Origin of the sequence: Holdemania massiliensis (genome assembly GCF_022440805.1) — a bacterium.
Taxonomy (GTDB): Bacteria; Bacillota_I; Bacilli_A; order Erysipelotrichales; family Erysipelotrichaceae; genus Holdemania; species Holdemania massiliensis_A.
On the sequence record NZ_JAKNTK010000001.1, the window covers coordinates 2,042,679 to 2,059,365 of the forward strand.

Sequence of the window (16,687 nt, forward strand, 5' to 3'; positions counted from 1 at the left end):
CCAATGGCAGATGAGAAAATTTATGTAACTCAAGAAGGTCTTGAAGAATTAAAAAAGGAACAGGAAAACCTGATCCATGTTGTTCGTCAGGAAGTCATTGAAGATCTGAAAGCTGCCCGTGCGCAGGGTGACTTGTCAGAAAATGCTGATTATGATGCAGCGCGGGATCGCCAGGCCCAGGTCGAAGCACGGATCCGCGAGCTTGAAATCATGCTCAACAACATCGAGATTATCGATGATAAGCAGGGTTCAGTCCGGGTGGCCAAGATTGGTTCAACCGTTAAGATTGAAGAGCTGGATACGCATCAGATCGACGAGTTTACGATCGTAGGATCGGTTGAAGCGGATCCGCTGAACGGAAAGCTTTCCAATGTGACGCCGTTAGCGGAAGCTATTCTGGAACACAAGGTGGGTCAGACAGTGGAAGTTCTGGTTGATGAACCTTATCAGGTAAAGATTTTAGAAATTCGGTAAAAAAAACAGGAATTTTGACAATTTGCGCAATAGAATAAGCGGGTGATCTTATGAAAAAAGGGTTCCTGCTTATTTTTTGTTTTGTTTTTCTGCTTCTGCCGGTGATTCCGCAGCGGGTTGTCGATCTGGAAACAATGCGGGGTCAGCCGATTACTGTGACGATTGAAGGCGCCGTACTTCAGCCGCAGACGCTGACCTGTGCCCCCTACACACAGCTGGGCGAGGTGCTTGCCCAGGTGGAGCTGGCTGAGGATGCGGATCTCACGCCGTTTTCCATGACGATGACGCTCAAGGACAACGATGTGATTCGGATTCCGCAGCTTCAGTCCACACCGCGGATATCCATTAACACCGCCACGCTGGAGCAGCTCATGCAGCTGCCGGGAATTGGTCAGGCAACGGCTCAGAAAATTGTTGACTATCGGGCGGAACACGGTCTGTTTCAGCAGCTGGAAGATCTGATGCAGGTTCCGGGCATCAAGCAGAAGAAATGGGATGCACTCAAGGATTTCATCTGCCTATGAACCATCCGGAAGCGTTGCGCTGGCTTTTGTGCGCAGTAATCAGTCTGTGTCTGCCGGAAGCTTTTTGGGGTGTTGGCTTGCTTTTCAGCGCGGTATTTGTCTTAATTGGAACACCGCGATCCCGGCGTTTATTCATGACACTTCGGATTTTGGCCATCCTTGCAATTTTAAGTATTCAGCTGCAGCCCGCCCCGTTCGTTTCTGGTTCTTGCTTCTCGGGAACGGTTACCTCCGTTTCCGCCGGGAGTTTTGTACTGCAGAGTGAACAGGGACGCTTTCAGGTGATCAGCAAAACCTTGCCCGGTTTGGATGATCAGGTCCAGGTCGAGGGAATCAGTCAGGCATTTGATGAAAACGATTCCTTTTATGGCTTTGATGCAAAGGCCTGGTCACTTCGGGAAAGGTTAAACGGCCGGATTTATGCGGATACGCTTGAAATTGGACGTCAAGGGAAAACGCCGCGGGCTTTCCTGCAGCGGCGGATTGCCGCCATTTTCGATCCGCTTCAGCGGGCGCTGGCCAATAAGTTTATTCTTGGCGTTAACGAACGGGAAACGGGTCTGGCGATTCTGCTTCACTGCGGATTCCAATACAGCGTGATCCTGGGCGGCTTTGCCACGATCTGCGGATGGTTTTGGAAACCGCGTATCGTTCGCTGGATGCGCTTAGGTACGGCGCTGGGCATTGCGGTCATCCTGCACTTTCCGTATCCCTTGATCCGCTTATCCCTGAATGAAGGCTTTCGGTTTCTTTCTGGCGTTGATCGAATTGAAAAGTTTGAAATGAAATGGACGCTGTTGTTGCTTCTGGCACCGCGCCGCGTAGCCACGGCAGCCTTTCTGCTTCCATTTGCCTTTGCGCTGTGTGCCTTGTTTCCCTTCCGCCAATCCCCGCGAATATCACGGTACAATCTCAGCTGGTGTCTGCAGAGCGGGCTGTTTCACTCCGTCAGTCCTGTGATGGTATTGGGAATGCAGCCGCTGCGTTGGGGATTGGGGTTGTGTACACTGGGCTGTTTGGGCGGGCTGATCTGGCCGCCAGGATTCACCTTCAGTACCACGCTGGCAGGTTTTCTGGATCGTCTGGTTCAGCTTGGTGGCGTGCTTCCGGGAAAGCTTTCATGGATCGTTGTTGTATTGGCGAGCCTAACCGGCTTGTTGATGAAACGCCATCGCGCAATTGTTTTCAGTTTTCTGTTAATCCTGTGGACGGTTTTCGGCTGGTGGCATCCCTGGGCCAGTCTGACGCTGATCGACGTCGGCCAGGGCGACAGTCTTCTGCTGCGTCTGCCGTATAATCAAGGCAACATACTGATTGATACCGGCAAACCTGCGGCTTGGGATCAGGTCGAGGCGATGTTGGAAGGGGAAGGCATCCGCAGGCTGGATGCTTTGATTCTGACGCATCAGGATGAGGATCACAGCGGAAATAAGGAAGCCTTGATCGAACGCTATCATCCTTCGAGCGTTGTTGAAGAGCTGGATGAACCGCTGACAATAGGTGGCCTGACACTATTCAATCTAAATGTCGATCCTGATTCTGACGAAAGCAACGAAAACAGTCTTGTGCTGCTTTTGCGGATGAATGATCTGACGATGCTTTTATCCGGTGATGCGCCGGTGGAGGTTGAACAGAAGATCCTGAATCAAATCCCCGGCCTGCGCGCGGATGTGATCAAGCTGGGACATCATGGAAGCCAAACTTCCAGCTGTCAGCGCTGGCTGAAAACACTTCAGCCCAAGCTTGCGTTAAATTCCAGCGGCCGCGGCAATCGCTACGGACATCCGCATCCCGATGTTGTCCGAAGGCTGCAAGACTGCCGGATCCCACTTCTGGATACACAGCAGGAAGGCGATATCCGCATTGTCATGACGCCGATTTGTAATTTCCTTTTTACCGCGCGCCGGGGATTTGCTATAATAGGGGAGGTGATTCGATGAACTATTTATTGTACGGGTCGGAAACGTATCGGCTGAAGAAAAAACTGGACGAACTGCTGAAAGCAAACGATCCGGAAAACACAGGCATGAACACGGTGGTCTACGATGCAGGCAGCGCCGATTTTCAGCTTCGTGCGGTTCTGGAGGACGCCTGGACCATTCCGTTTTTTGCGGAAAAGAAAACGGTGGTGGTCCGCAATCCGGTATTTTTAACGCCGTCAGGATCCTTGAATGATAAGGACGGCAAAGCTCTTGAGGAATATCTCAACCAGGCTTGTCCGAGCACAGATCTGATCTTCTGCGGTGAATTTGACAGCTTGGATCAGCGCAAGAAGCTCGTCAAGCTGGTTTTGAAGACCTGCCGGGTGTTCACGATGAAGCGGATGGATGAGCGGGAGTTTCGTTCTTATGTCAACCAGCAGCTGTCCGCCCATCAGCTGATTCTGTCGCGGGATGCGATGGAGGAATTGATGCAGCGGCTGCCGTTGGATATGGAAAGTTTTCATCAGGAGCTGATCAAGCTGACGCTGTATGGAACCAAGATCAGCCGCGATGATATCGTGCATCTGGTCAGCCGGCCGCTGGATGAGGATGTGTTCCATCTGGTCAACGCGGTCATCACCCATAACCTGAAACAAGCGATGCATTTGTGGAAGGATCTGGATTCCTTGAATAAAGATCCGATCTATCTGGTCGCCTTGCTGGCCTCACAGTTTCGTTTAATGGCGCAGGTGCGGATGCTCAGCGATCGAAGAATGAGTGAATCGATGATCGCTCAGCAGCTGAAGGTTCATCCGTTTCGGGTTAAGAAAGCCCATGAAGCGGTGGCCCGGCTGAATTCTGAGCGGCTTTTGGAAATTTTAAATGATCTGGCAGAGCTGGATCAACGCTTTAAAAGCGGTACGCTGGATCGGAAGCTGGGTTTTGAGATGTTTTTAATCAAAGCCGCACGGTAGAGAAGCAGCCGCAGAAAATAGAAATCCAATGGGAATGGACAGCGAAACAAATAAGAACGCTGATAGAATAAAGGGAGTGTTATGATGGATTCATTAAAGGAACTGTATAAAATCGGTCCGGGTCCCAGCAGCTCACATACGCTGGGGCCGCAGCGGGCCTGCCAGCTGTATAAAGCGGAATACGGCGAAAAACTGCATCATGTGGAAGTTGAACTGTATGGCTCGTTATCTTTGACCGGCAAGGGTCATCTGACCGACTACATTATCCGCAAAACTTTTGAACCAGCGAAAACGACGATTTTCTTTTTAAAGGACTGGAAGGAAAGCTTTCCCAACGGTTTTTATATCCGCGGCTATAACGAAGCCCATCAGCTGCTGGCAAAATGGACTGTTTTCTCGGTTGGCGGCGGGTCTATAAAAATTCTGGAAAAGCATCTGGAAACCGGCGAGAATGTCTATCCTGAAAATTCCATGCAGAGTATCCGTGAGGTCTGTGAGCGGGAAAAGATCGGTTTCGCCGAATATGCGCTGCGTGCCGAGGAAGGCTTGGAAGTCTATCTCGATACGATTTTGACGGCCATGCTCGCTTCGGTGAAGCAGGGCCTGCAGGCCAGCGGTATCCTGCCGGGGCGGTTAAAAATGGAGCGGGCAGCGAAAGCGATGCTGCTGCAGGCCGGAACGATTGAAGAGGAAGCCGAGCGGTCAAAGATGCGCTTAGCCGCCTATGCCTATGCGGCCAGCGAACAGAATGCTTCAGCCGGAACGGTGGTCACGGCTCCGACGCTGGGCTCCTGCGGCGTCATGGCGGCGCTGATGTACTATTATTATAACGATCGCCAGATCACCCGCGGCAAGCTGGTCAAAGCTTTAGCGGTGGCGGGATTGTTCGGCGATCTGATCAAAACCAACGCAACGATCTCCGGCGCAGTCGGCGGCTGTCAGGCAGAAATCGGCGCAGCGTGTGCGATGGCGGCGGCGGCAGCGGCTTATTTAAATGGCATGAACTGCGCTCAGATTGAATATGCTGCAGAAATCGGCATGGAACACCATCTGGGACTGACGTGTGATCCGGTTGGCGGCTATGTCATCATTCCTTGTATTGAACGCAATGCGGTAGCGGTGCTGCGCGCGCTGGACGCGATGTCCTTAGCGCGGACGATGAGCCGGGTGAAAAAGAACCGCGTCAGCTTCGACGTTGTCGTGAAGACGATGAATTATACCGGCAAGCATCTGCCGATTGAGTTGAAGGAAACTTCCCTGGGCGGTCTGGCCAAAGAGGTTCAGATTGTCCCGGAGGAGCATCCTTCGTGTCTGGATGGTCATTTGATCGTTGAAGAAGCCGTCATGGAAAACGATGTGCTGGCTTCCCCGATCCGCTTTGATCTATGAGTAATCCGACGCCCAAAACAGAGAAGATTGTCCATCCTTTCGCGCCGATCTATGATGCGCACAGCCGTGTGCTGATTCTCGGTTCCATGCCTTCAGTGGCCTCACGGCAGCAGGCGTTTTATTACGCTCACCCGCGCAACCGCTTCTGGCCGCTCATGGCGGCGCTGGACGGCTCGCTGCTGGAAACCGTTGAGCAGCGTACAGCGTTTTTGCATCGGCGGCATTTTGCGCTGTGGGATGTGATTGCCAGCTGTACGATTGCCGGCAGCAGCGACGCCAGTATCCGCGACGTCCAAGTCAATGATTTTAAGCCGCTGTTAGCCGCGACGGAAATTAAAACGATTGTCACAACCGGCAAGACAGCCGGCCGGCTGTATCAGAAATATGCTCAGGCGGAAACGGGAATCGAGGCGCTGATCCTGCCTTCGACTTCACCCGCCAACGCCGCGATGTCGCTGGATCAGCTGGTCGCAGCCTATCGGTTTTTGTTTGAACTTTAAAACAGGCCTTCCGCAGGGAGGCTTAGGGAGGTGTTTGTATGGGAATTTTACTATGGCCGTTTAAACTGGTGTTCTGGCTGACAGGATTGGTGCTGTCCTTATGCGGCAAGCTGATCACAATCATCCTGGGACTGGTTGTCTGTGCCCTTGGCTTGATTTTGTGCATGACGCTGATCGGTCTGTGGGTAGGAATTCCACTGGCTATTTTAGGCCTGTCGTTGATCATAAAAGGAGTTCTGGGATGAAACGCCCGGAACTTTTAGCTCCAGCCGGCAGCATGGAGGCGCTGCTCGCCGCGGTCAACAACGGTGCGGATGCGGTTTATCTGGGATCGACGCGCTTCGGCGCCCGGGCGTATGCCGGCAATTTTGATGCCCAGCAGCTGCAGCAGGCCGTGCGTTATTGTCACCAGCATGAGGTCAAGGTCTATGTAACGGTCAATACACTGATCATGGAAAACGAACTGGATGAGGCGAAAGCGCTGATTGACTTCCTTTATCACAGTGATGTCGATGCCTTGATCCTGCAGGATCTCGGATTAGTTTCCTGGATTCGCCGTGCTTATCCGGATTTTGAGCTGCATGCCTCAACTCAGATGCATATCCATAACCGCGAGGGCGTGCGCTGGGTTAAGGAATTAGGGATGCAGCGAGCTGTTCTGGCGCGGGAAACTCCGCTTGAGCTGGTGCAGGAATGCGCTGAAGAGGGACTGGATCTGGAGATTTTCGTCTATGGGGCGCTGTGCGTCTGTTACAGCGGCGAATGTCTGATGTCCAGCATCCAGGGCGGCCGCAGCGGCAACCGCGGACAATGCGCGCAGCCCTGCCGGATGCCGTATCAGTTAGTTGAATTGGAAAGTGGACGGGAAATCAAAGCTCCGGGTGAATACTTGTTAAGTCCGATGGATCTCAATACGCTGCAGCATGTGGAACAGCTGATGCAAAGCGGTGCGACGAGCTTCAAAATTGAGGGACGGATGAAACGTCCGGAATATGTCGGCGCTGTCGTGCGGGCGTATCGGGAAAAGATTGACGCGGTCCTAAACGGACAGCCTGAAAGAAGCGATGAAGCTGAACAGATCCGGCTGAAAAAACTATTCAACCGCGGCTTTACAGAGGGATATCTCTTTCACCAACAGGGCAGTGCCGTAATGAATCCGCTGCGTCCCAATCATGTCGGTGTTCAAATCGGAACTGTGCTGAGTCAGCGCGGCGGCCGGGTTCAGGTACGGCTGAGCGCGCCGCTGCATCAGGGCGATGGTCTGCGCATCCTGCGGGAAAATGGCGAAGATATCGGATTTACGGCCAATTATATTTATAAAAATGATTTGTTGTGCGCACAGGGGCAGAGCGGCGATATCCTGGAACTGCCGGTTGCGGAAAAAGTAAAGCCTGGCGCGGCTTTGCTTCAGACCACAGACAGCGAACTGATGAAGGTTATTCAGGCTCAGTCTGCCCAGCCAACTTACCGCATTCCGGTATGCTTTACCGTTTGCGGCAAGGCGGGGGAACCGATGGTTTTGACGGTCAGCGACGCGCAGGGCTATTGTGCCGAAGCCAGAACACAGCAAAGGCTTCAGCCGGCGCAGAAGGCGCCGTTAGACCAACAGCGGTTAGTGAGTCAGCTGGGAAAGCTCAACGATACGCCGTTTGTCCTGAAGGAAGTCACCAATCTTCTGGAAGGTGCATTGTTTCTGCCTGTCCAGCAAATTAATGAAGCCCGCCGGCAGGCCTTAGCCGCGTTAATTCAGCTGCGCGAAGTCCGCTATCCACATCGTGGGCCGAATCAGCGTCAGCCGATTCAATCCATGGTCATCGAGGCGAAATCAGCCTTGCCTAAGCTGATCGTTCAGATCGAAACACGGGAACAGGCCGAAGCGCTGCTTGATCTGCCCGTTCAGCTTGTCAGCAGCTGGCCGGCACTGATTCAGGCGTATCCGCAGATCATGCCGTCCTCGCTGCGGGTTCAGGAAAAACCAACCGTGCTGGAAGGCGAGTGGCTGCAGGCTGAGGAGATCGGTACACTGAGCCGGGCAACATCGAAACTGATCTGTACGAGTGGGTTCAATGTAACCAACAGCGAAGCGCTGGCGCTGCTTTTAAGCCAACAAGCGGTTCAAGGTGTTGAATTCTCATTGGAACTGACTGCGGCTCAGCAGACAGAAATTCGCGCAGCGTTTGAAAAGCAGTTCCACAGATCCGCACCCACCGTCCAGTTTGTCTATGGTTATCGGGATTTAATGGTATCCAAAGCCTGTCCGGTCAAACGCATTCTCAGCGATGGAAACCAGAGGAACTGCCAGCTTTGTCATCAAAAAGCTTACGCGCTGAAAAATAAAAAAGGCGAACGGCTTCCGGTTTTCGGGGATGCCGCCTGTTTCAGCCACACGCTTGAAAAGACACCGTTTCAGCTGAGAGCGGATGAGCTGGACGTTCATTCTTCCTGGAAGATCCGTCTGACGTTGGAAGACGCCCGAACCAGCCGGGAAATCGTGACACATTATCTGGCTATCCGCGCCGAGCGTCAACCGACGGAAATCGGATAACAAGCGTGAATAAAAAAATAAAGCACCTAAATTAATCGCCGCGAAACAACCGCTGCGGTTTTTTTGTTTCCTCTGGCTGAACAACCTTTTTTGAGGATCAGCTGAATGCAGCTGTATTCCTGGAAACAAGTATGCTAAACTAAAAAAAGAACAGGGGGAATTTTATGTTTGAATATTCGATTCAGGAATTGGCTGACGGCATGCGTATGGGACGCTGGACCAGTCGGAGTCTGACCGAGGAAGCGCTGCGGCGGGTTGCCCAGCGCGATCAGTCAGGCCCATGCTTAAATTCGATCGCCGAGATCAATCCGGAAGCGCTGTGGATCGCTGATGGACTGGATCGGGAGCTGAAAGAAAAAGGTCCGCGCAGCCTGCTGCATGGCTTGCCGGTGGTGGTCAAAGATAATATCTGTACCGCCGGCATGATGCATACAACCGCTGGTTCCGCGGCACTGGCGGATTTCTATGCTCCGCAGGACGCAGAAGTCGTTCGGCGCTTAAAAGCGGCTGGCGCTGTGATCCTTGGCAAGGCGTGTTTATCCGAATTTGCCTATTGGGTGGCCCGCTTACGCAAAATGCCTTCGGGTTTCAGTTCCCGCAGCGGTCAGGTGGTCAATCCCTATGATCCTGACCTGGATCCTTCCGGAAGCAGTTCCGGTTCTGCCGTTGCCGTGGCGGCTGAACTCGTTCCATTTTCAATCGGAACAGAAACCAACGGCTCGCTGGTTTCGCCGGCCCGCAATAACGCGGTGGCTACGATTAAACCAACGGTCGGCTTAATTTCCCGCAGCGGGATCATTCCGATTTCTCTCATGCAGGATACCGCCGGCCCGATGGGCAAGTCGATCGCCGATTGTGCCGTGGTGCTGGATGCCTTATGGGGTAGAGATCCGCAGGATCCGGCAACGCTGGCCTGCCCTGAGCATTTTCACTTCGCCCAGGCGTTAAACCGTGGTGTTCAGGGATTGAGAATCGGCGTTTTAACCTTTGAAGATGCTGAGCAGGATGACAGTGAAAACGCGGTGTTAAGTCAGGCGGAGACATTCTTAAAACAACTGGGAGCCGCATTGGTGCCGGTTTCACTACCAAGCGGCCGGTTAAACAATCTGCCGGTATTAGAACATGAGTTTAAAAGCGGAATCAATGCCTGGTTAGGTTCGGTAAGGGGACACACCGCAATCCAAAGCCTGGATGATATTTTGGCGTATAATCGTCAGCATGCCCGCACCTGCCTGCGTTATGGTCAGGATCTGTTGGAAAGCAGCAATCGTCATTCCGGCACCTTGCGGGAAGCGGATTATCTGAACCAGCGCCTGGCGCTGATCCACCAGACACGAACCGAAGGGATTGACAGACTGTTAGAGGAGCATCAGCTGGATTGTTTAATGACGGTGAAAATCACTGGCTATGCTCCGATTGCCGGTTATCCCTGCGCAGCGATCTGTGCCCAAAGTCCAAGTCAGGGAACACCGTTATCCTTGTTGTTTTTGGGGACAGCCTGGAGTGAAGAAACGCTGATCGCCGTGGCGCAGGCGGTCGAAAGCCGCATGGCGGCCCGTATCGCTCCGCGCTTCAAATAGAAAAAAAGCATACTGGGAAAGGGGCATTCAGGCCTTACTTATAAAATTCCCGTATGCTTTTATATTTTAGAATGGATCACAGAAACAGCGACAGAATGACAGTAAATATTCCCGTAATCCCAATCGCCAGGCCTGCCAGGCCGCCTTCCTGCTCGCCGATCTCAATCGCCTTGGACGTTCCCATTGCATGTGAAGCCGTGCCCATTGTAATGCCTAGGGCAACGCTGTTTTTGATCTTCAGCTTGTGAAACAGCAGGGGGATGACAATTGAGCCAAGTATACCGGTGATGATGACCGCAGTAACGGTCACCGCCGGCAAGCCGCCGTTCACCTCACACACGCTGACCGCAATCGGCGTAGTGACCGATTTGGGCAGCAAGGAGCGGGTGATCAGATCGTTTAACCCCAGAATCCGACATAAAAAAGTAACCGAGAGAATTGAGGTCAGCGCTCCCAGAAAGGTTCCGATCAGAATCGCTGTCAAATTCTGCTTCAGGATCTTGCGCTGGTTCACCATTGGAATGGCCAGCACGCACGTCGCCGGCGTCAGCATCATCGCAATCGCGCTGGTGCCTTCTTTAAACTGGGCATAGGGAATCTTCAGCAGCGATAAAATCCCAATCAGGCTGACAATCGAAACCAAAAGCGGATTCAGCCAGGCTTGGCGGGTTCTGCGCTGCAGCCGGCAGGCCAGAAGATAGACGATCAAGCACAATCCAATAAAGAAAAACGGGCCCTGAAATAAATCCTTCATCGCGGCATTCTCCGTTTCTGAAACCGGGTGATCAGACAGATGCTGCCGCCGGTGACCAACGCTGTGATCAACGTGCTGAGGACAATCACCAGAAGAATCGGAAGCAGATCGTTTTGAATGGCCGCAAAGCTGTCAAGAATTGAGACGCCTGCTGGAATGAAGAAAAAAGCCATATTGGCTAACAGAAATCCCGCCACACCGGAGATATCTTCAACCCGCAAAATCGAGAAGGACAGGCAGGCGACTAACAGCAGCATCGCGACAATGCTGCCGGGAAAAGCGAATGGCAAGAGGGCGCTGATCACTTCGCCCAGCCAGCACAGCAGAAAGACAATTGCGATTTGTTTTAAAATCTTCATAAGAGAAAGAACCTCGTTTCAAAAATATCTTTACCAGTATACCGAAAATAAAACAGCGTTGCAACCGCTGATTCAGCATGGAAGCGCATTCATTGAGCATTTTTTATCAAACTGGACACAGGGAGGGTCAAATGCTTAAAAAACGGGTGAAACCGTTTCTTTTCGACCGCGTTTCCTTTAAATTTAAACGCTGGTTTGTTATAATACATAGATGGAGTGAGAAGGAGGATGCCATGTTTCTAAAACGAATAGAAATGCAGGGCTTTAAATCGTTCGCGGATAAAGTTGTGATCCAATTTGATCATGACGTGACCGGGATCGTAGGTCCAAACGGATGCGGCAAAAGCAACATCACTGACGCGATCCGTTGGGTCTTAGGCGAACAGTCGGTAAAGTCTCTGCGCGGCAATGCGATGACCGACGTCATCTTTGCCGGCAGCGCTGACCGCCGTATGGTCAACATGGCTGAGGTTACCCTTGTCTTTGACAACAGCCGCCGGGATCTCAACAGCGAGCTGGATGAAATAGAAGTCACACGCCGGCTTTACCGCAACAACGGTGAAGCCCAGTATTTGATCAACCGCAACCCCGTCCGGTTAAAGGACGTTGTGGATCTGATTCTGGACAGCGGCTTGGGAAAAGATTCCCTGTCGATGATTTCTCAGGGCAACATCAGTTCATTCGCTGAAGCGAAGCCGATCGAACGGCGGGCCATTTTCGAAGATGCCGCCGGCGTCAGCAAATACAAGAAACGCAAGCTGGAATCATTGTCCAAGCTGGAGCGGACCAAGGAAAACCTGGACCGCACGCAGGACATCTTAAGCGAATTGGAGCGGCAGGTATCGCCGTTAAAACGGCAGGCCCGCAAAGCTGAAATCTATCGCGAAAAGAAAGCCCGGCTGCAGGAAATCGAGATTGCCGTTCTGGTTGAGGAAATCACCCATCTTAACCAGCAGATTGATGAAGCGGTGAAAACGCTGTTCGATATTGAAAATGCAACGACGATGCAGCAGACGACAATTCAGGTGCATGAAACGGCCAATCTGGAAGCGAAGAAAGATTCCAATGCGTTGGAGATGGAAATCAATAAGCTGCAGGAAGAACTGATGCGGGTGATCAATGAAATTCAGACCTTGGAAACCCGCAAGATTGAGCTGGATGAAAAGCGCAAATATGCGATTGAAGTCGGCACGCGTGAAGAAAAAGCGAAGCAGATGCAGTCGTTGTTGGAAGAAGCGCGCTTTGAGTACGAGGATCGACAGCAGCGTTTGGATCAGCTGCAGCGCGATGTTGCGCTGCTTTCCCAACAGCTTTCTCAAACAGCGATGGAACTGGCGGAAAATTCACAGAAAAACGATGAGGCAGCCGGGATTCTCCGCCGCTTACAGAACCGCAAAGAAGTCTTGGAAAATCTGGCTCGGCAGCCGTTCAATTCCCAAGCTGGTGTTAAGGCCGTCATGGATTCCCAGGCGTTTCTGCCGGGGGTCTTGGGGGTTGTCGCTAAGGTGCTGGAGCCGGAAAAAGGCTATGAGGAAGCGATCTCCGTCGCTTTGGGCGGCGCGATGTACAACATTGTGACAACCGATGAAGCCAGCGCCCGCCAGGCGATCAGCTTCTTGAAAAAGAATCAGAGTGGCCGGGCGACATTTCTGCCGATCCGCGTGCTGAAACCGCGCTGGATCGCCCAGGATCACCGCATTATTGCGCAGAACACCGAGGGCTTTCTCGGGGCGGCCAGCGACTTTATTCATTGCGATCCGCAGTTTGATCTGGTCAGTCAGTCACTGCTTCAGAATGTCCTAGTCTGTGACACGCTGGAACATGGCAACATCCTGGCTGATCTGCTGAAGTTCAGCTATAAAATTGTAACCCTGGAGGGGGACGTGATCCACCGCGGCGGTTCCATGACCGGCGGCAAAGCCCGCAACGGCTCATCCTTGATGACCGTCCAGCGGGAACTGGAGGAAATCACCGGTACGATTCAATCCCAGCAGGCGAAATGTCAGCTGGCGCAGAAGGCCCTGGAGCAATCCAGCCGCAAGCGCTCGGAGCTGGAACGTTCGCTGACGGAAAAACGCATTGCCAGCGCGCAGCTGGAACCGGTTGTCGATGCCAAGCGTGCCAAATATGAACGCTTGAAAAACGATTATGAACTCTTGGCGCCGGAAGCGGTGGAAGGCGATCAGGAAACGTTTGCGGATTCGCTGATCACCTCCTTGAATCAGGCTTATTCCCGCCGTGATGAAATCACGACGTCATTGTCCCAGAAGCGGCAGCAGCGGATGAAGCTGACCGCCGATATCGAACGCCGTGAGCAGCAGATCCGCCAGATCCGCCGCGAATTGGAAACCGCGACGGCTAGTTCCCACGCGATTCAGCTGGACAAAGCCAAAATTGAAACCCGCCTGGAAAACAATCTGGCGCGTCTGACGAGCGAATATCAGCTGACTTACGAATATGCGCGGACCAAGGTTGAGGAAAGCCATATTGAAAACGCCCGTGAGGAAGTGCTGCAGCTGCGCTCAGAAATCGAAGCGCTCGGCAACATCAACATGAATGCGCCGGAGGAATACACCGAGGTCAACGAGCGCTATGAATTCATGCGCAAGCAGGTGGACGATCTGATGGCCAGCCGTGATAAAATTCTTTCCGCGATTGATGAGATGGACGAGGTCATGGTCAGGCAGTTTAAGGAAATGTTCGATAAGATTAACGAGGAGCTTGGCGATACCTTCCGTGCGCTGTTTGGCGGCGGCAAGGCCCGTCTGATCCTGGAAGATCCGACCGATCTGTTAAATACCGGCATCGATATCGACGTCCAGCCGCCGGGCAAGTCGGTTCAGAATATCCGCTTGTTCTCCGGTGGTGAGAAGAGCTTGATTGCGATCAGTGTACTGTTTGCGATTTTGAAAGCCCGGCCGGTTCCGTTATGCATCTTTGACGAAGTCGAGGCCGCGCTGGATCAGGGCAACGTGGAACGCTTTGCCCGCTACATCAAAAATTTCAGCGAACGGACGCAGTTTATCGTCGTAACGCACCGTCCAGGAACGATGGGCCAGTGCGACGTGCTGTATGGCGTCACGATGCAGAAGCAGGGCGTTTCCCAGATGCTGAAAGTGGAACTGACCGATGCGATTGAAATGGCCGATACCAAGGAGGTGCAGCCGGCATGAGTTTCTTTGATTCATTAAAAGAGAAGTTCTCCAAGAAAAAAGATGGCGACCGTTATCTGAGCGGCTTTAACAAGACCAGCGATACGATGGGCAAAAAGCTCAACAAAATGGCGTTCGGCTTCAACGGCGTGACTGAGGATTTTCTTGAAGAATTAATGATCGTGCTCTTGGAAAGCGACGTTGGAATTCAGACCGCAGAGAAAATCTGCGATCAGCTGAAAACGACGGTCGATCAATACCGCTATGTTACGTTTAAAGACGTGATGGGCTTTCTGATGGAGATCATGCAGAATATCTATTTGGAAAGTCCGGATGCTCCCATTATGATGAACGAAAACGGGCCGACTGTCATTCTGATGGTGGGTGTCAACGGCAGCGGCAAAACTACAACCTGTGCCAAGCTGACCAAGCTTTATCAGAGTCAGGGCAAAAAAGTCGGCGTCGTCGCTGCGGATACGTTCCGTGCTGGTGCGATTGAACAGCTGGCGCGCTGGGCAGACAAGCTGGGTGTTCCATGCATCAAAGGCCGCGAAAACGGCGATCCCAGCAGTGTGCTGGTCGATGGCTGCCGCTATGCCAAAGAACACGGTCTGGACATCCTGCTGTGCGATACTGCCGGACGGCTGCAGAACAAGGTCAACCTGATGAACGAACTGGCAAAGATGCGCAAGGTCATCGGCCGGGAAATTGAAGGAGCACCGCATGATGTCTGGCTGGTTCTCGATTCCACAACCGGACAAAACGGTCTGTCTCAGGCCAAGATTTTTCAGGAAGTCACCGATGTCACCGGCATCATCCTGACCAAAATGGATGGCACGGCCAAAGGCGGAATCGTCCTGGCGATCAAGGATGTGCTGCATATTCCAGTTTATTATCTGGGCTTAGGTGAAAAAGAAGATGACCTTAAGCCGTTTGATTTGGATCTGTATCTCTACAGCATCTCGGAAGGAATCCGGGATGTCGGATAAAGAATTAGCTCAAACCGAGCGCATGAATCTTCTGATTGATTTCTATGGAACGCTGCTGACCGAAAAACAGCGCCGGATTCTGGGATACTATTTTGAAGAAGATTATTCGCTCTCGGAAATCGCCGAGCTGCAGCAAACCAGCCGCAGCGCCGTGTACGATCTTCTGAAACGCTGTGAAAAGATTTTGGAAGATTATGAATCGAAACTTCACCTGCTGTGTCACTATCAGGTTCGCATTGCGCAATATGAAAAGTTAAAAGCGCTGCACATTGCCGAAGTTGACGCACTGGTTGAGGTCTGTATGCAGACAGAATAAATGGAGGTACATATGAGTAAAGTTATTTCAGTCAACGCAGGCAGTTCATCCCTTAAGTTCCAGCTGTTCAACATGCCCGAAGAAGAGGTTCTGACTTCCGGCGTCGCGGAACGAATTGGTTTGGACGAAGGCATTTTCACGATCAAGGTCAACGGGGAAAAACACACGCAGAACCTGCCGATCAAGGATCACAAGGTTGCGGTTGAGCTGCTTTTGGAGGCACTGGTCAAATATCACATCGTTGAAAGTCTGGATGAAATTTCCGCAGCCGGCCACCGGATCGTTCAGGGCGGCGCTTACTTCGATCAGTCCGTTAAAGTAGACGGAGACGTTGTGGCGAAGGTCGAAGAACTCGCACCGTTAGCTCCGCTGCACAATCCGGCTCATCTGATTTGTTACCGCGCTTTCTGCGAGGCGCTGCCGAAGATCGGTCATGTCTTTGTCTTTGATACGGCCTTCCATCAGACGATGACACCGGAATCCTATATTTTCCCGGTTCCTTATGAATGGTATACGGAAGACAAGGTCCGCCGCTACGGCGCCCATGGCACCAGCCACCAGTATGTATCCCAGCGCACAGCTCAACTGATGGGCAAGGATATTGCGGATACCCGCATCATCACCTGCCATTTGGGCAACGGTGCTTCGATCACGGCGGTCAAGGGCGGCAAATGCGTCAATACGTCGATGGGCTTCACGCCGTTAGGCGGGATTATGATGGGCGGCCGCTGCGGTGATATTGATCCGTCCATTATCTGTCATATCATGGATAAGAAGGGCATCTCGCCGAAAGAAATGGATACGATTTTAAACAAGAAATCCGGCATGCTGGGCGTCAGCGGCATTTCCAGTGATGCCCGTGATATTGAAGATGCTGTTCATCAGGGCAATGAACGCGCAATCCTGACTCAGGCTGTTTATGTCAACCGCGTTATCAATGTTGTCGGCGGCTACGTCATGCAGATGGGCGGTGTGGATGCGATCGCCTTCACAGCCGGCTTAGGTGAAAACGACACGCACCTGCGTCATCAGATCCTGGAAAAGATGGAGGAATGCTTAGGTCTGTCGATCAATTATGAACTCAATGACAAGACCCGCGGCAAGGAAGTCTGCATCTCCAATCCGGAAAGCAAGGTTCAGGTCTATGTTGTTCCGACCAACGAAGAACTCGTGATCGCCCGCGATACCGTTCGTCTGTTGGGGTTATAA

The 16,687-nt window shown here is 52.4% G+C and carries 15 protein-coding genes; 13 read left to right on the forward strand and 2 right to left on the reverse strand.

All coding sequences use genetic code 11. The features are described from left to right. The first annotated feature begins 3 nt into the window (after positions 1-3). The 9 genes from greA (at position 4) to MCG46_RS09400 (ending at position 9,908) form a co-directional block, all read left to right on the forward strand. Positions 4-474 carry a transcription elongation factor GreA gene (gene greA / locus MCG46_RS09360; RefSeq protein WP_020223502.1) on the forward strand — a complete coding sequence of 157 codons (471 nt, stop codon included), beginning with the start codon at positions 4-6 and terminating at the stop codon, positions 472-474. 50 nt (positions 475-524) lie between these two features. Beyond that, positions 525-998 (forward strand): ComEA family DNA-binding protein, encoded by a 474-nt coding sequence (locus MCG46_RS09365; protein WP_240279605.1) that lies wholly within the window; start codon positions 525-527, stop codon positions 996-998. After that, complete coding sequence (locus tag MCG46_RS09370) at positions 965-2,938, forward strand: ComEC/Rec2 family competence protein (RefSeq protein WP_240279608.1); 1,974 nt, start codon at positions 965-967, stop codon at positions 2,936-2,938. Before MCG46_RS09365 ends, MCG46_RS09370 begins: the two co-directional genes overlap by 34 nt. Next, on the forward strand, positions 2,935-3,894 hold the full coding sequence (gene holA / locus MCG46_RS09375; protein WP_240279611.1) for a DNA polymerase III subunit delta: 960 nt from the start codon (positions 2,935-2,937) through the stop codon (positions 3,892-3,894). Before MCG46_RS09370 ends, holA begins: the two co-directional genes overlap by 4 nt. An 84-nt stretch (positions 3,895-3,978) precedes the next feature. Beyond that, complete coding sequence (locus MCG46_RS09380; protein WP_240279613.1) at positions 3,979-5,283, forward strand: L-serine ammonia-lyase, iron-sulfur-dependent, subunit alpha; 1,305 nt, start codon at positions 3,979-3,981, stop codon at positions 5,281-5,283. Beyond that, positions 5,280-5,783, forward strand: coding sequence for a DNA-deoxyinosine glycosylase (locus MCG46_RS09385; protein ID WP_240279615.1), 504 nt, complete (start codon positions 5,280-5,282; stop codon positions 5,781-5,783). The genes MCG46_RS09380 and MCG46_RS09385 overlap by 4 nt, the downstream gene beginning before the upstream one ends. 38 nt (positions 5,784-5,821) lie before the next feature. Continuing rightward, positions 5,822-6,028: a hypothetical protein gene (locus MCG46_RS09390; RefSeq protein ID WP_020223508.1), complete on the forward strand. Its 207-nt coding sequence runs from the start codon at positions 5,822-5,824 to the stop codon at positions 6,026-6,028. Further along, positions 6,025-8,328: a peptidase U32 family protein gene (locus MCG46_RS09395; protein WP_240279616.1), complete on the forward strand. Its 2,304-nt coding sequence runs from the start codon at positions 6,025-6,027 to the stop codon at positions 8,326-8,328. The genes MCG46_RS09390 and MCG46_RS09395 overlap by 4 nt, the downstream gene beginning before the upstream one ends. A gap of 164 nt (positions 8,329-8,492) precedes the next feature. Beyond that, the gene (locus tag MCG46_RS09400) at positions 8,493-9,908 is read left to right on the forward strand and encodes an amidase family protein (RefSeq protein WP_240279618.1); all 1,416 of its coding nucleotides are present in this window, start codon (positions 8,493-8,495) and stop codon (positions 9,906-9,908) included. A gap of 76 nt (positions 9,909-9,984) precedes the next feature. On the opposite strand, the gene MCG46_RS09405 is transcribed toward MCG46_RS09400, so the two are convergent. Continuing rightward, positions 9,985-10,662 (reverse strand): LrgB family protein, encoded by a 678-nt coding sequence (locus MCG46_RS09405; RefSeq protein WP_154239909.1) that lies wholly within the window; start codon positions 10,660-10,662, stop codon positions 9,985-9,987. After that, entirely contained in the window at positions 10,659-11,021 is a 363-nt protein-coding gene (locus MCG46_RS09410) for a CidA/LrgA family protein (protein ID WP_240279621.1), read from the reverse strand. Before MCG46_RS09410 ends, MCG46_RS09405 begins: the two co-directional genes overlap by 4 nt. A gap of 233 nt (positions 11,022-11,254) precedes the next feature. Between MCG46_RS09410 and MCG46_RS09415 the strand changes: the two genes are divergently transcribed. Genes MCG46_RS09415 through MCG46_RS09430 form a run of 4 tightly spaced genes read left to right on the forward strand, consistent with a single transcriptional unit; the run spans position 11,255 to position 16,687 of the window. Beyond that, a complete protein-coding gene (locus MCG46_RS09415) occupies positions 11,255-14,194 on the forward strand; it encodes a chromosome segregation protein SMC (RefSeq protein WP_240279623.1) in 2,940 nt (979 codons plus the stop codon). Beyond that, complete coding sequence (gene ftsY, locus MCG46_RS09420) at positions 14,191-15,162, forward strand: signal recognition particle-docking protein FtsY (protein WP_240279625.1); 972 nt, start codon at positions 14,191-14,193, stop codon at positions 15,160-15,162. The genes MCG46_RS09415 and ftsY overlap by 4 nt, the downstream gene beginning before the upstream one ends. Beyond that, entirely contained in the window at positions 15,152-15,478 is a 327-nt protein-coding gene (gene ylxM / locus MCG46_RS09425; RefSeq protein WP_240279626.1) for a YlxM family DNA-binding protein, read from the forward strand. The genes ftsY and ylxM overlap by 11 nt, the downstream gene beginning before the upstream one ends. A gap of 12 nt (positions 15,479-15,490) precedes the next feature. Continuing rightward, positions 15,491-16,687: an acetate/propionate family kinase gene (locus MCG46_RS09430; protein ID WP_154239902.1), complete on the forward strand. Its 1,197-nt coding sequence runs from the start codon at positions 15,491-15,493 to the stop codon at positions 16,685-16,687.